This is a genomic window from Amycolatopsis sp. NBC_01488 (genome assembly GCF_036227105.1).
GTDB lineage: Bacteria > Actinomycetota > Actinomycetes > Mycobacteriales > Pseudonocardiaceae > Amycolatopsis.
This window is the reverse complement of the sequence record NZ_CP109434.1, coordinates 5,547,894-5,562,498: the sequence shown is the minus strand read 5'-3', so window position 1 is coordinate 5,562,498 and position 14,605 is coordinate 5,547,894. Positions and strand designations below refer to the sequence as shown.

General features: G+C 70.6%; 11 protein-coding genes. 1 reads left to right on the top strand and 10 read right to left on the bottom strand.

All coding sequences use genetic code 11. The features are described from left to right. Positions 1 to 28: 28 nt before the first annotated feature. The 10 genes from OG738_RS26600 to OG738_RS26555 all read right to left on the bottom strand — a co-directional run bounded on the left by OG738_RS26600 (position 29) and on the right by OG738_RS26555 (position 13,002). Complete coding sequence (locus OG738_RS26600; RefSeq protein WP_329044927.1) at positions 29 to 1,204, bottom strand: acyl-CoA dehydrogenase family protein; 1,176 nt, start codon at positions 1,202 to 1,204, stop codon at positions 29 to 31. Next, a complete protein-coding gene (gene sfnG / locus OG738_RS26595) occupies positions 1,201 to 2,331 on the bottom strand; it encodes a dimethylsulfone monooxygenase SfnG (RefSeq protein WP_329044926.1) in 1,131 nt (376 codons plus the stop codon). The genes OG738_RS26600 and sfnG overlap by 4 nt, the downstream gene beginning before the upstream one ends. Before the next feature lie 240 nt (positions 2,332 to 2,571). Then, on the bottom strand, positions 2,572 to 4,137 hold the full coding sequence (locus OG738_RS26590) for an ABC transporter ATP-binding protein (protein WP_329044923.1): 1,566 nt from the start codon (positions 4,135 to 4,137) through the stop codon (positions 2,572 to 2,574). Next, positions 4,134 to 4,952, bottom strand: a complete 819-nt coding sequence (locus OG738_RS26585) for an ABC transporter permease (protein WP_329044922.1) — start codon at positions 4,950 to 4,952, stop codon at positions 4,134 to 4,136. The genes OG738_RS26590 and OG738_RS26585 overlap by 4 nt, the downstream gene beginning before the upstream one ends. Continuing rightward, positions 4,945 to 5,898, bottom strand: coding sequence for an ABC transporter permease (locus OG738_RS26580; protein ID WP_329056845.1), 954 nt, complete (start codon positions 5,896 to 5,898; stop codon positions 4,945 to 4,947). Before OG738_RS26580 ends, OG738_RS26585 begins: the two co-directional genes overlap by 8 nt. Next, on the bottom strand, positions 5,895 to 7,505 hold the full coding sequence (locus OG738_RS26575; protein WP_329044921.1) for an ABC transporter substrate-binding protein: 1,611 nt from the start codon (positions 7,503 to 7,505) through the stop codon (positions 5,895 to 5,897). Before OG738_RS26575 ends, OG738_RS26580 begins: the two co-directional genes overlap by 4 nt. Before the next feature lie 170 nt (positions 7,506 to 7,675). Beyond that, positions 7,676 to 9,385, bottom strand: coding sequence for an ABC transporter ATP-binding protein (locus OG738_RS26570; RefSeq protein WP_329044919.1), 1,710 nt, complete (start codon positions 9,383 to 9,385; stop codon positions 7,676 to 7,678). Further along, positions 9,382 to 11,058, bottom strand: a complete 1,677-nt coding sequence (locus tag OG738_RS26565) for an ABC transporter substrate-binding protein (protein ID WP_329044918.1) — start codon at positions 11,056 to 11,058, stop codon at positions 9,382 to 9,384. Before OG738_RS26565 ends, OG738_RS26570 begins: the two co-directional genes overlap by 4 nt. A 10-nt stretch (positions 11,059 to 11,068) precedes the next feature. Next, a complete protein-coding gene (locus OG738_RS26560; RefSeq protein WP_329044917.1) occupies positions 11,069 to 12,064 on the bottom strand; it encodes an ABC transporter permease in 996 nt (331 codons plus the stop codon). Next, complete coding sequence (locus OG738_RS26555) at positions 12,064 to 13,002, bottom strand: ABC transporter permease (RefSeq protein WP_329044915.1); 939 nt, start codon at positions 13,000 to 13,002, stop codon at positions 12,064 to 12,066. Before OG738_RS26555 ends, OG738_RS26560 begins: the two co-directional genes overlap by 1 nt. A gap of 386 nt (positions 13,003 to 13,388) precedes the next feature. On the opposite strand from OG738_RS26555, the gene OG738_RS26550 reads away from it, so the two are divergent. Next, positions 13,389 to 14,594, top strand: a complete 1,206-nt coding sequence (locus OG738_RS26550; protein WP_329044913.1) for an LLM class flavin-dependent oxidoreductase — start codon at positions 13,389 to 13,391, stop codon at positions 14,592 to 14,594. The last annotated feature ends 11 nt before the right edge of the window (positions 14,595 to 14,605 follow it).

The window sequence follows — 14,605 nt, the reverse complement described above, 5'->3', positions numbered from 1 at the left end:
ACGAGGTCTGCCCCGGCCTGAACTCCGCTCAGGTGTACCAGGTCGGCGTCGGGTACTCGCCGAGCAGCGCGTACTCGCCCACCTCGCGGCGCTTGTAGGGCAACGGATCGTGCAGCGAGTGGGTCCGCAGGTTGCGCCAGAAGCGATCCAGGCCGTACTTCGACGCGCTCGCCCGGGCGCCGGTCAGCTCGAAGATCTTCGTCGCGATCTCCAGGCCGGTGTCCACCGTGCGCTGCTTGGCCGCCGCGATCAGGACCGCCACCTCGCCGCGTGCTTCCGGCGTCAGCTCCTCCCGCGGTGCGTGCAGCACGCGGGAAATCGCCGCGCCTGCCTTGTCGGTCAGGGCTTCTGCGGCCCACAGCTTCGCCTGCAGGTCGCCGTAGCCGTCGAGGATGTACCACTCCTCCGAGGCCGCCTGCTTGTCGTCACCGCCGTAGGGCCAGGCGCGGGTCCGGTCCCTGGTGTACGCGAGCGCCGTCTCCAGCGCGCCCTGGGCGATGCCGAGGTAGAAGTTGGTGAAGACGAGCTGGATCGCCGGGACGTTGAGCGTGTTGTAGACCAGCGGCTGGAACTTCCGGTCGACGTACCCGGCGGCCGACGCCCACGGCACCCGGACGTTGTCGATCGTCACGCTGCCGGATTCGGTGAGGCGCTGGCCGATGTTGTCCCAGTCGTCGTGGAAGGTGATGCCCTCCTGCCGAGACGGGACGATCGCGAAGATGTGGTCCTCGGTGCCTTCCCGGACGCCTTCCAGCACGGTCAGGTCGGACACCTTGCTGCCGGTGGAGAACGACTTGTGTCCGTTGTAGACGATCGAGTCGCCGTCTTCGGTGATCGTCAGGTCGGAGTCCCGCGGGTTCACCGCGCCGCCGAAGAACAGGTTGTCCTTGGTGTACAGCTCTTCGACGGCGGCGACCTGGGCGTCGGTGGCCACCAGGCGCGCCGCCCAGGCCCACAGGTAGTGGTAGCCCAGCAGCTGCCCGATCGAGCCGTCGGCCTTCGCGATCTCGCGGATCACCCGGTACGCGGTGTCCCAGGTCTGCCCGCCTCCGCCGTGGTCGACCGGGCCGAGCAGGGTGACCAGGCCATTGTCCTTCAGCAGCTGGACTTCCTGGTACGGCGTTTCGCCTCGCTGGTCGCGTTCGACGGCGTCGACGGCGAGTTTGGCGGCGACCTCGCGGGCGCGTTCGATCCAGTCGGTCATGCTCGGCTCCTCACGGGTTCGGGTGTCGCGGCGCTGCGGTCGAGGTCTTTTTCCAGTTCCCTGATGATCGGCAGCACGTGCCGGCCGAAGTGTTCGATCTCCTCCTGGAAGTGCAGGAAACCGAGCAGCAGCAGGCTCGCGCCCCGCCGCTTGTATTCGATGGCACGCTCGGCGATCTGTTCCGGGGTGCCGATGAGCCGGGTGCGGAAGCCGTCGTTGTACTGCACCAGGTCGGCGAACTCCGAATCCGACCACATGCCCTTCTTGTCCGCGGTGGAATTGCCGGCCTGCTGCACGGCGGAACGGAATCCCTCGACCGCTGCCACGTTCGCCTTCGCGACGATCTCGCGCACCACGTCCCGCGCTTCGGACTCGCTGTCACGGGCGATCACGAAACCGTTCAACCCGAACCGGACGACGTGGTCGTTCTCGGCGGCATAGCTGCGGACTTCGGCCACCTGCTCGCTGAACCCGTCGTAGTCCTTGCCGTTGCTGAAGTACCAGTCCGACACGCGGCCGGCCAGTTTCCGCGCCGCGGTGGAGTTGCCGCCCTGGAAGACCTCCGGATGCGGACGGCCTTCGCGCGCCTGCGGCTTGGGTTTGATGTCGAAATCGTGGATGCGGTAGAAGTCGCCGACGAACTCCGCGTGGTCGTTCGTCCACAGTTCCTTGAGCACCCGGATGAACTCTTCGGAACGCCGGTAACGCTCGTCGTGCTCCAGCCAGGGCTCGCCGAGCCCGGTGAACTCGTCCTTGAACCAGCCGCTGACGACGTTCACCGCCGCCCGGCCACCGGACAGGACATCCGCGCCGGCCACGAACTTCGCCAGCACGCCGGGGTGCCACAGTCCGGGGTGGACCGCCGCGATCACCTTCAGCCGCTGCGTCGCCAGCAGCAGCGCGAGGCTGAAGCCGGTCGATTCGTGTTGGTAGGCGGCGCCGTAGCTGGCGGTGTAGCGCACCTGGGTGAGAGCGTATTCGAACCCGTTGTTCTCGGCGATGACCGCGAGGTCCCGGTTGTATTCATACCCCCAGTCGGTGCGCTGTTCGATATCACTGGTGACGAGGCCGCCGCTGACGTTCGGCACCCAATAGGCGAATTTCAGAGGTTCGTGGAGCTGGGTCATGATCGGCAGCGTGGAGCATGACATCGCACCGCAGCAACGGCATCCAGGAGATGAGAACCCGGAGTCCCAAGAACTGGACGAGCGGGCGCTGCCCTGGTCCGACGGCTTACCAGAGCCTACAGTCCTGCAGTCATGAACTCCGATTCAGGCAAAGTGGCTCCGCGGATCAGTGCCGACTCGATTACGCGGCTTACTGGTCCACTCGCGGCGGCAAGCTCGTCCTGCTGACCTCCCAGTGGGTCACCTTCCCGTAGTGCTCAGCCCGTTCCGCACCCGGCTGCCGGGAATCGCCGCCAGCAGCTCCTTCGTGTACTCCGAGTCCGGTTCCGCCAGTACCCGGGCCGCCGGGCCCAGCTCCACCAGCGCGCCCGCGCGCAGCACCCCGACGTGGTCGGCGAGCTGCCGGACCACGGCCAGGTCGTGGGAGATTAACAGGTAGGTGACCCCGAGTTCCGACTGCAGTTCCGCCAGCAGCCGCAGGATCTGGGCCTGCACCGAGACGTCCAGCGCCGACACCGGTTCGTCGCACACCACCAGGTCCGGCTGCAGCGCCAAGGCCCGCGCGATCGCCACCCGCTGCCGCTGGCCGCCCGAGAGCTCGGCCGGCTTCCGGCGCGCCACCGACGCCGGCAGGGCGACCTGCTCCAGCAGCTCCGGGACCCGGGTGCGCGGAAGGCCGAACGCCCGCAACGGCTCCGCGACGACGTCCTCGATCGAGAACTTCGGGTTCAGCGACGCATACGGGTTCTGGTAGACGATCTGCATCCGTCGCCGCAGCCGGCGCAGCTCGGCACCTGCGAGCGAGGTGATGTCGTGGCCGTCGAACTCCACCGAGCCCGCCGAGGCTGCCTCCAGCCGGAGCACCATCCGGGCGGTCGTCGACTTGCCCGAGCCCGACTCGCCCACCAGGGCCAGCGTCTGACCGCGCGGGATGTCGAACGAGATCCCGTCGACCGCGCGGATCCCGCCCTCGAACGTCTTCGCGAGGTCCCGGACGGAAACGAGCGGTTCGGCGGGCGGTGCGGGTGGCCGTGCCGTGCTCGTCATGCTCGGCGTCGCCGCCAGCAGCTGCCGGGTGTAGGGGTGCGTCGGCGCGCTGACGACCGAGGAACCCTCTTCGACCACCGAGCCCTGCGAGAGCACGACGATTCGTGACGCCCGGTCGGCCGCGACGCCGAGGTCGTGCGTGATCAGCAGGATCGCCGTGCCCGATTCAAGCGCCAGCGACGTCAGGTGGTCGAGGATGCGGCGCTGCACGGTGACGTCCAGCGCCGACGTCGGCTCGTCCGCGATGATCAGCTTCGGCCGCCCGGCCAGCGCCGACGCGATCAGCACGCGCTGCCGGAGTCCGCCGGACAGCTGGTGCGGGTACTGCCTCGCCCGCAGCTCGGGCTGGGGCACGCCCGCGCGCTCCAGCAGCTCGATCGCCTGCACGGAGGCGGATCGCCGGTCCGCGAGCCCGTGGATCTTCAGCACCTCGGCGACCTGGTCGCCGATCCGGTGCACGGGGTTCAGCGACACCGCCGGGTCCTGTGGCACCAGCGCGATCTCGCGGCCGCGCACGCCACGCCACTGCTTGTCCGACAGGGAAAGCAGGTCCCGGCCGTCGAAGGTGATCGAGCCGCCGTCGATGCGGCCGCCGCGGGGCAGCAGGCCGATCGCCGCGTGCGCCGTGGTCGACTTGCCGGAGCCCGATTCCCCGACGACGGCGACCACCTCGCCCGCGTCGACGGCCAGGCCGACGTCACGGACAGCCGGGACCTTCCGGTACGACACGGCCAGCTGTGAGATCCGCAGCAGGGTCATCGGTCTCCTCCGTCCAGTGCGCGGGACAGGCGGTTCGCGGCGAGGACCACCGCCGCGACCGTCAGCCCCGGGAACGTCGTCATCCACCAAGCCGTCGCGAGGAAGCTGCGGCCGCCCGCGACGAGCGAGCCCCACTCCGGCGTCGGCGGGGTCGCGCCGAAGCCGAGGAAGCTCAGCGCGGACACCTCGAGCACGGCCGTGCCGAGCGTGAGCGTCGCCAGCGCCAGCACCGGGCCCGCCGCGTTCGGCAGGACGTGCCGCAGCAGTACGCCCGACCAGCGCACTCCACTCGCGCGCGCCGCTTCGACGAAGACCCCATTGCGCACGCGAAGCACCTCCGCGCGCATGACGCGGGCGAAGGACGCCAGGTTCGCGATGCCGACGGCGATCGCGACGTTCGTCGTGCCGAAGCCCAGCGCCGTGACCAGGGCCAGCGACAGCAGGATCGGCGGGATGGCCAGGAACACGTCGACGATCCGCATGATGACGGTGTCCAGCCAGCCGCCGCGGAATCCGGCCAGCAGGCCGAGCGCGGAGCCCGCGACGAGCGCCACGAGCACGGCGATCGCGGTGGCCCGCAGTGAGAGCGACGCACCGTGGATCACCCGCGCGTAGACGTCGCGGCCGGTCTCGTCGGTGCCGAACAGGTGGTGCAGCGACGGCCCCTGCAGCCGCTCGACCGGGACGCCGGTGATCGGGTCGTACCCGGTCAGCAGCGTCGGCACGAAGGCCGCGAGCAGCACGAACGCGAGCACCGCGATGGCGATGGCCAGCCCGGGGCGCCGCACCACCCGGGCCGGCGCGAGGTCAACCACGGGCCACCTCCGGCGTCCGCGCGATGCGCGGGTCGAGCAGCGGGTAGAGCAGGTCGACGCTCAGGTTGAGCACCACGAACACCAGTGCGGCCAGCACGATCACCGCCTGCACGACCGGGACGTCCTGCGCGGTGACGGCGGCCGCGGTGATCCGGCCGACGCCGTCGCGCGAGAACACCGTCTCGGTGATCACCGAACCCGCGACCAGGTTGCCCGCCACCACGCCGGCGACGGTCAGCGTCGGCACGGCGGCGTTGCGCAGCAGGTGTCCGAAGTGGACCCGCCAGCGGCTCGCGCCCTTGGCCGCCGCGATCTCCGCGTACGGCTCTTCCTGCTGCGTGGCCAGGCTCTTGGCCAGCACCTGCCCGATGATCGCGCCGGTCGGCAGGGCCAGCGTGATCGCGGGCAGGAGCACCGCGGAGAAGCCCTGCGTGCCCAGTGCGGGCAGCAGCCGCAGCCGGAACGAGAAGATCTGGATCAGCAGCAGGCCCACCCAGAACGGCGGCAGCGAGATCGCCAGCGACGGCAGGGAGAGCAGCGCCTGCCGCAGCCAGCGGAACCGCGTGAGCGTGCCGAGGAACGCCGACCCGCCGCCGAACAGCACCGCGAACACCAGCGCGAGCCCGGTCACCGCGAGCGTCGGAGGCAACGCCGTGACGACCATGTGCGTCGCGTCGTCGCCGGTCGCGACGCTGCGCCCGAAGTCGCCGTGCAGGGCCGAAACCAGCCGTTTCAGGTACTGGACCGGCAGCGGGGAGTCGAGGCCGTACTCCGCGCGGGCGGCGGCGAGCTGCTCGGGCGTGGCCGCCGAGCCCGCGTCGCTGCTCGCGAGCTTCGCCGAAACGGCGTCGCCCGGCAGCAGGTACAGGATCAGGAACGAGAGCGTGAACGCCGCCCACAGCACGAACACCGCCTGCCCGACGCGGCGGAGGAGGTAGCGCCTCACGACAGCCACGCGTCGAACAACTGCAGCCGTGACGACGCCTCGAAGTCGACGGCGTGCGCCTTCGAGCTCAGCGCGACGACCTGGGTCAGCTCGAACACCGGGATCGCGTAGGCGTGGTCGACGATCAGCTTCTGCACCTCGTCGGCGGACGGCTTGCGTTTCACAGTGTCCACTGTGGACGACTGCGCGTCGAGGGCGACGTCGAGCGGGTTGCCCGGCGTGAGCTTGCTGCGGTTGCCGGCCTTCGTCGAGAACTGGCCGCGCAGGATGTCCGGGTCGGCGCGGGTCACGTTGTACCAGAGGAAGTCGTAGTTCCCGCTCAGCTGGATCTGGGTGGTCTCGGCCGTGGTGTGCTGCTCGATCCGCAGGTCGAAGCCGATCTTGCGCAGCTGCTGCTGGACCAGCTCCAGCACGCTGCGGTTCTGGTTGAACACCGGCGAGAAGACCACGGACGCGCTGAGCTGCTGCCCGTTCTTGACGCGGATCCCGCCCGGGCCGGGCACCCAGCCGTCGCCGTCCAGCAGCGCGTCCGCGCCCTTCTGGTCGTACGCGAGCTGCTGCGAGAGGTCGCTGACCAGCGGCGTCGCCGAGCCGAGGATGCTCGTGGCGGCTTTGTAGCTCGGCGTCAGCACCGTGTTCACGACCTCGGCGCGGTCGACGCCCTTGAGCACGGCCTGCCGCACCTTCTCGTCGGTGAGCACGCCGCGGGTGGTGTTGGCGTGCAGGTTGAACACGACGCCGGGATTGGGCCGGATGTTCTCGCTGAAGCCGTTGCCCTTGAACTGCGGCTCGTCGACCGGCTGGATGTCGGTGGCCGCGTCGAGCTGGCCGGAGGCGAGGCTGCCGGTGCGGACGCCGGGCTCCGGCACGATCTTGTAGTCGATCTTGTCCAGGTAGGCCTCACCCTGGTGCTTGAACAGCGACGAGCCCCAGGCGTAGCCCGTGCGCTTGGCCAGGACGATCTCCTGGTTCTGCTTCAGGCTTTCGAAGACGAACGGCCCCGAGCCGATCAGGCCGGTGCCCTGGCAACGCTGCTCCGGCGTCTTCTTGAACGCCGCGGGCGCGAGGAGGCCGAGCGACATCGTCGAGCTGGCCTGCAGGAACTGGGCGCTGGGCGCGGAGAAGTCGAGGCGGACGGTCCGCGGGTCGACGACGGTCGACGACTGGTACGCGGCCAGGTAGCCGTAGCCGAGCTGGGCCTTCGTGCCGAGGGCCTTGATGCCGTCGAAGCTCGTCTTGACGGCGGCCGCGTCGACCGGACTGCCGTCGGAGAACGTCGCGCCGGAGCGCAGGTGGAAGGTGAACGCCGTCGAATCGGCGCTGATCTCCCACTTCTCGGCCAGCCACGGCTTGATCTCGCCGGTCTTCGGGTCCTGGTCGGTCAGCGAGTCGACCAGCTGACGGGCGACGTTGATGGACGCGTTCGTGGCGGCCTGCTGCGGGTCGATGCAGTCGGGCGCGGACGAGATGCCCAGGCGCAGCGTGCCACCGGCCTTCGGCGGCCCGGCGTCGGCGGCTTGTTCGGTGCCGGCCGCGGAGCAGGCGGTCAGGAGAACGGGCAGGGCGAGCAGGGCCGCGGCGTTGCGGGCACGGGAAAAGGGGGACACCGGACGGCCTCCAGCGGGGAACGGTTGCGGCTTCGACCGCGACGCTAGCCATGCGCTTGAGGCCGTCCCACTGTGCGAACCGGAGTCCCATTCCCTGGCACCGCGACGACGCGCCCTTGACACCCCAGCGAAAGTGCGGCACCCCGGGACCGGTCACGCTCGGCCCACCATCAGCGCAGCTGCCGCCAGGCTTCGCGGCGCCGGCGTTGAGCCTCCGGGTCGGCAACGGGCGCCGCCGACAGCAGCCGCCGCGTGTACGGGTGCGCCGGCGCGGTGAGCACCTCTTTCGCCGGGCCCTGTTCGACGACGTGCCCGCGGTGCATCACCGCCACCCGGTCGGCCAGCTGCTCGATCACCGCGAGGTCGTGGCTGATGAACAGGCAGGCGAAGCCGAACTCGTGCCGCAGCTCGCGCAGCAGATCGAGGATCCGGGCCTGGATCGTGACGTCGAGCGCGCTCGTCGGCTCGTCGGCCACCAGCAGGTCCGGGCGCAGCGCCAGGGCCCGCGCGATGCAGGCACGCTGCCGCTGCCCGCCGGAAAGCTCGTGCGGGTACCGCGAAGCCAGCGACGGCGAAAGCTGGACGGCTTCGAGCAGGGCGGCGACCCGGCCGTCCACTTCGGACCCGCGAGCCGCGCGGTGCAGCCGCAGCGGGGTCGCGACGCTCTCCCCCACCGTCGTGCGCGGGTTCAGCGAAGACAGCGGGTCCTGGAACACCACGCCGATCCGGCGCCGCAGGGCCTTCGCCGCCCGGCCGCGCACCCGGGTGATGTCCGCGTCCCCGATGCGCACGGAGCCCGCCGTGGGCGCGATCAGGCCCGTGACGGCGCGCGCGACCGTGCTCTTTCCCGAACCCGACTCCCCGACCAGGCCGAGCACCTCCCCCGGCGCCACGTGCAGGTTGACTCCCGAAGCGGCGTGCACGGCCATCGCGCGGAAGCGGCCGCGGTAGGTCACCGACAGGTTCTCCACGCGCAGCAGCGGCGCCTCGGCGGGCACGTCGGGAACCGACGCCACCGCCGGGTGCTCGGACGTCGCGACATGCCCGGGTGACACCTCGATGTCCGCGGCCGGCGCGCGTTCGAGCCCGGTCGTCGCGGCGCTGCCGAGTGAGACGACCGAGCCGAGCAGCTGCCGCGTGTAGTCCCGCGCCGGCGCGGTGAAGATCGTCCGGACGTCACCCTGTTCGACCACGCGGCCCTCGTGCATCACGACCACGCGGTCGGCGAGATCGGCGACGACGCCCATGTCGTGCGTGATCAGCAGGATCGCCGTGGCCAACCGCGCACGGAGGTCCCGCAGCAGCTCGAGGATCTCCGCCTGCACGGTGACGTCGAGCGCGGTGGTCGGCTCGTCGGCGATCAGCAGCCGGGGCTCGTTCGCCACCGCCATCGCGATGACGACGCGCTGCAACTGCCCGCCGGACAGCTCGTGCGGGTACGACCGGAACCGCTCGCGCGGCGCGGGCAGCCCGACCAGGCCGAGCAGCTCGATCGCCCGTTCCCGGGCCGCGGGGGCGCCGAGCGACCGGTGCGTGCGGATGGCCTCGACGAGCTGGTCGCCGACGGTGAACACCGGGTTGAGCGCGCTCATCGGCTCCTGGAACACCATGCCGACTTCGCCGCCGCGGACCTCCCGCAGCTCGGCCGGGGTCATCGTGTAGAGATCCCGCCCGGCCAGCTCCGCGCGGCCCGTTACGCGGGCCGTGGCCGGGAGCAGGCCGAGCAGGGACATCGCGGTGACCGTCTTGCCGGAGCCGGACTCCCCGACCACCGCGACGACTTCGCCCGCACGGACCTCGTAGCCGACCCCGCGGACGGCTTCGACGTCCCCGAACGAGACCGCGACGTCGTGCAGCCGAAGGAGCCCGGCTCCGGTCACTGGACGATCCCGAACTTGCGGTAGTCGACGTAGGCCGGGAAGCGGCCGATCTGGACGTCGCCGACGTTCGAGCCGTGCAGGAAGGAGTTGCGGGTGTAGATCAGCGGCACGACGGGCGAGTCGGCGAGGATCTTCTTGTCCAGCGCCGCCCACTTCTTGCCCGCCTCGGCCGGATCGACGGTGGCCTGTGCCTCGGTGATGAGCTTGTCGACCTCGGGGTTGTGGTAGCGGGATTCGTTGACCCCGCCGTTGCCGATCTCGGTGGACTGGAACAGCGGCTGGATGTTCGCATTGGCCGACGGGATGTCCGGCTGCCACGAGGTGAGCGTCAGGTCGTAGTCCGAGAGGCCCTTGGTGTCCACTTCGGACGTGTAGGTGTCCTCGTCGAGGGGCTTGATGGTGACCTTGATGTTCGCCCTGGCCAGCGAGGCCTGGATCGCGGCGGCCTTCTCCGGGTAGCCGTTTTCGTTGTGGGTGGCCAGGACCAGGCCGTCGAGGCCGTTCGGGAAGCCCGCCTCGGCCAGCAGCTGCTTGGCCTTCGCCACGTCACCGGACGGCGGCGCCGGGTACAGGTCGTACTGCTCCCGGCCCTGCAGACCGGGCGTGATGAGCGTGGTGGCGACGTCGCCGGCGAGCTGGGCGCTGCCCGCGCTCGCGACCTGGTACGCGGCCTTGTCGACGGCGTACTGGAACGCCTGGCGCACCTTCGGGTTGGTCAGGTTGCCGCGCTGGGTGTTGAGCGAAAGGTAGGCCAGCGCCCCGGATTCCGACGTCACCAGCCGCGACTTCGCCGACGCGTTGCCCTGGATCTGCGCCAGCTGGGCGGGCGAGGCGAACGACATGCCGAAGGCGTTGCGGTCGGTCCCGCTGTCGTCGATCAGGCGCTTCGAAATGACGCTGGTGTCCTGGCCGAGCTGGAACTCGATGGTGTCCGGGTTCGCCAGCCGCGTCTTGTCCTCGTCGTGGCTCCAGTTCGGATTGCGCGTGAGCTTCGCCGACTTGCCGCGCTCGTAGCTCTGCAGCTGGTACGGGCCGGAAGCGACCGGGTGGTCGCCGTAGTTCGCCTCGGCTCCCTTGCCCTTGGGCACCGGGGAGAACGCCGGGGTGCTGGCGACCCAGTTGAAGTCGCCGTACGCGCGGGCGAGGTGGAAGACGATCGTCTTGGCGTCCGGCGTCTGGATGGTGTCGAGTTCCTTGCCCTCGAACGGGCCCTTGTACGCCAGGCCCGGCGACAGCAGGTCCTTGTGGTAGGCGAGGCCACCGGAGAAGGCTGGCGCGAACGAGCGCTCCAGGCCCCACTTGACGTCCTCGGCCTTGATCGGCGTGCCGTCGGCGTACTTGCGGCCGTCCTTGAGGGTGAACGTCCACGTCTTGCCGCCGTCGCTCGGGCGGCCGGTGTCGGTGGCCAGGTCGGGCACGATCGTGGTGTCCTTGCCCGGGGCGACGTCCCACGACGTCAGCCGCCGGTGGATCAGCCCGAGCGTGGTGACGACCAGGTTCGAGCTCTTCGCGGGATCCCAGGTGATCGACGGCGCGTCGTTGAGCAGGACGAGGTTCCCGCCCGGCTTGACGGTGCCGCCCGGTGCGGCCGGTGTGTCGTTGGCGCCGCACGCCGTCAGCAGCGTGACGGCGGCCGTCACCCCCGCGGCAAGTCGCAGGTATCCCCGTTTCATCGTGTCCCCTTCAGACGAGGCGAGCCCGCGGATCGAGCGCGCCGTAGCAGAGATCGACCAGGAAGTTCAGGACCGTGACCAGCAGGGCCGAAAACAACGTCACGCCCAGCAGCACCGGCAGGTTGAGCGACGCGATCGCTTCGACGAGCAGCCGCCCGACGCCGGCCATGCCGAAGATCCGCTCGGTGATCACCGTCCCCGCCAGCAGCCCGCCGAGATCGACGCCGAAGACGGTGATGATCGGCAGCAGGACATTGCGCAGCGCGTGCCGGCCCACGACCTTCCGTTCGGTGAGGCCCTTCGCCCGGGCGGTGCGGATGTAGTCCTCGCCGAGGGTCTCCAGCATCTGCCCGCGGGTGAGCCGTGCGTAGATCGCCGCGTGCAGGAACGCCAGCACGAACCACGGCAGCACCAGGTGCCACGCCCACTGCGCGGGGTCCTCGGTCAGCGGCACGTACCCGGACTTCGGCACGACGTCGAGCGCGAAGGCGAAGATCGTGATGCCGATCATCCCGGCCAGGTAGGCGGGCATGGACACCCCGGCCATCGCGGCGGCCATCGTGATCCGGTCGACGGCGGTTCCGCGCCGCAGCGCCGAAAGCACGCCGAGCCCGACGCCCAGGACGATCCAGATCACGGCCGCGCCCAGCGCGACCGAGAAGCTGACCTCGATCCGGCCACCGATCTCGCTGAGCACGCCGACGTTGTTCTGGAAGTCCCAGCCGAAGCACGGCGCGGTGCAGTGGACGGCCGCGGCGCCGGTCCCGAACGTCCGGCCGCCGATGATCCCGCCGAGGAAGTCGAGGAACTGCCGGTACCACGGGACGTCGTAGCCCATGAACTCCCGCGCCAGCTGCAGCCCCTCGGGCGAGCACGGACGGCCACAGGCCATCCGCGCCGGGTCGGCGGGCAGGACGTAGAACACCACGAACGTCACGAAGGCGACGACCAGCAGGACCAGCAGCATCCCGGCGAACCGGGTGGCGACGAACCGCGCGGTGCGCATCAGGCCGCACCTCCCGAGCGCGGATCGAGCGTGTCGCGGATCGCGTCGCCGACGACGTTGAACGCCAGCGTGATGAGGAACAGCAGGAGCCCGGGGAAGATCAGGTACAGCGGGTCGGTTTCGAAGAAGTCGATGGCGGTGCTGATGAGGTGGCCCCAGCTGGGCGTCGGGGGCAGGACGCCGACGCCGAGGAACGACAGCGCGGCCTCGCTGCCGATCATCGACGGGATGGCCAGGCTGGCGACGACGATGATCGGCGCCCAGAGATTGGGCAGCAGCTCCTTGGTGAACACGTGCCACGGCCCGCCGCCGATGACCCGGGCCGCGGCGACGAAGTCGCGCCTGGCCAGCGTCAGGGTCTGCGACCGGACGATGCGGGCCACGCGCGGCCAGCCGAAGAGCCCGAGGACGACGATCAGCGTGACCTGCCGGGGGAAGTCGACCGGCAGGACCGCGCCGAGCGCGATCATGAAGATCAGGTAGGGGAAGCCGAGGATGACGTCGGCGGTCCACGTCACCAGGCGGTCCCACCAGCCGCCGAGGTAGCCGGCGCTGACCCCGATCACGACGCCGAGCACGGTGCCCAGCACCGTCGCGCCGAGGCCGACGAGCAGCGATGTCCGCGCGCCGTGCGCGACGAGCGCGAAGAGGTCGACGCCGGTCAGCGGCTCGACCCCGAACCAGTGCGCCCCGCTCACCCCGCCCAGCGCCCCGGCGGGCAACCCGGTCGGGCCGAGCGTGGCGATGTCCGGGACCAGGCTCTGCCCTTCGGCCAGGACGAACAGGTCGGCCCCGGCGGCGAGCAGCACGATGACGACGATCAGGAGCGCGCAGACGGACGTCCACCGCCCGGAGCGGACGGCACGCCACACCGCGGCCGGCAGGGAACGTGCCGCGAGGGCCGGGACACCGGTGGGTGTCGGCGGAGGGTTGACCACAGCACCTTCAAGGTTCAGCCGATCGAGTGACGATCAGGACCTTAAGGAAGTTCGCCTGCCGAACCCAGTGATCGATCCACCATCTCACGATCCGGACAGCAAGTTCCCGGCCTGCGCGGTGATTTGCGACTGGATGCCCGACTTGGGTCCACCACGCGGACGCCTGAGTGCTTCAAGAGGACCTGCGCCAGTCGATCGGAGTCCGCGCGGGCCTTCGTCTTCGACGTCGCCACCGGAAAGCTGAACGAAGTCGGGTGACCCGCGGTTTATTCCCCGCGTTCCCCGCTCGTCCCAGCAGTTGGCCGGTCCCGCGCGAGGCGCGGGACTCGGCGCACACTGCGCACGAGGACCGACCGGCACGAGGACCGACCGGAGGGAACGCCGAGATGGCATCAGCACCCGGACCGCGGATCGCCGTCGCGCTGGACGGGGCGGGGTGGCACCCCGCCGCGTGGCGCGAACCCGGGGCACGGCCGCGTGATCTGCTCACCGCCGGGTACTGGGCGGACCTGGTCCGCGAGGCCGAGGCCGCCAAGCTGGACTTCGTCACCATCGAAGACTCCCTGGCCCTGCAGACGGTGAGCTACCTCGACCGGCCGGGCGAGCGGACCGACATCGTCCAGGGCCGCCTCGACGCCGTGCTCATCGCCGCCCGCGTCGCACCGCTGACCTCGCACATCGGGCTCGTCCCGACCGCCGTGGTCACCCACACCGAGCCGTTCCACCTGTCCAAGGCCATCGCCACGCTCGACTACGTGAGCACCGGGCGGGCCGGCGTCCGCGTGCAGGTCGCGGGGCGCGCCGCCGACAACCGGCACTTCGGGCGCCGCGACTTCGGCGAGTTCCGGCTCGAGGACTCGGCCGAACCCGGCAAGCCCAGCCCGCTCGCCGACCTCTTCGACGAAGCCGCGGACTACGTCGAGGTGCTGCGCCGGCTGTGGGACTCGTGGGAGGACGACGCCGAGATCCGCGACGTCGCCACCGGCCGGTTCGTCGACCGCGAGAAGCTGCACTACATCGACTTCGCAGGCCGCTGGTTCTCGGTCAAGGGCCCGTCGATCACGCCGCGGCCGCCGCAGGGCCAGCCCCCGGTCACCTCCCTCGCGCACGCCGCCATCCCCTACCGGCTCGCCGCCCGCTCCGCCGACGTCGTCTACGTGACACCGTTCGACCGCGGGCAGGCCGCCACGATCGTCGCCGCCGTGCGCGACGAGCAGGAGAAGGCCGGACGCGCCGCCGAAACCCTGCACGTTTTCGGTGACGTCGTCGTGTTCCTCGACGAGACCGAGCAGGCCGCCGCCGACCGCAAGGCCCGGCTCGACGACCGGTTCGGCGCCGAGTACACCTCGGACGCGTACACCTTCACCGGCACTCCGGCCGGGCTCGCCGACCTGCTGCTCGACTGGCAGGACGCCGGGCTCTCCGGCTTCCGGCTGCGGCTGGGCGCGGTGCCGCACGACCTGACCGCGATCACCCGCGGCCTGGTCCCCGAACTGCGAGGCCGCGGTGCCTTCCGCACCGAGTACGAGGCGAGCACCCTGCGCGGGCTGCTCGGTCTTGCCCGGCCCGCCAACCGCTACGCCGCCGTCTGAGGAGGCTTGCC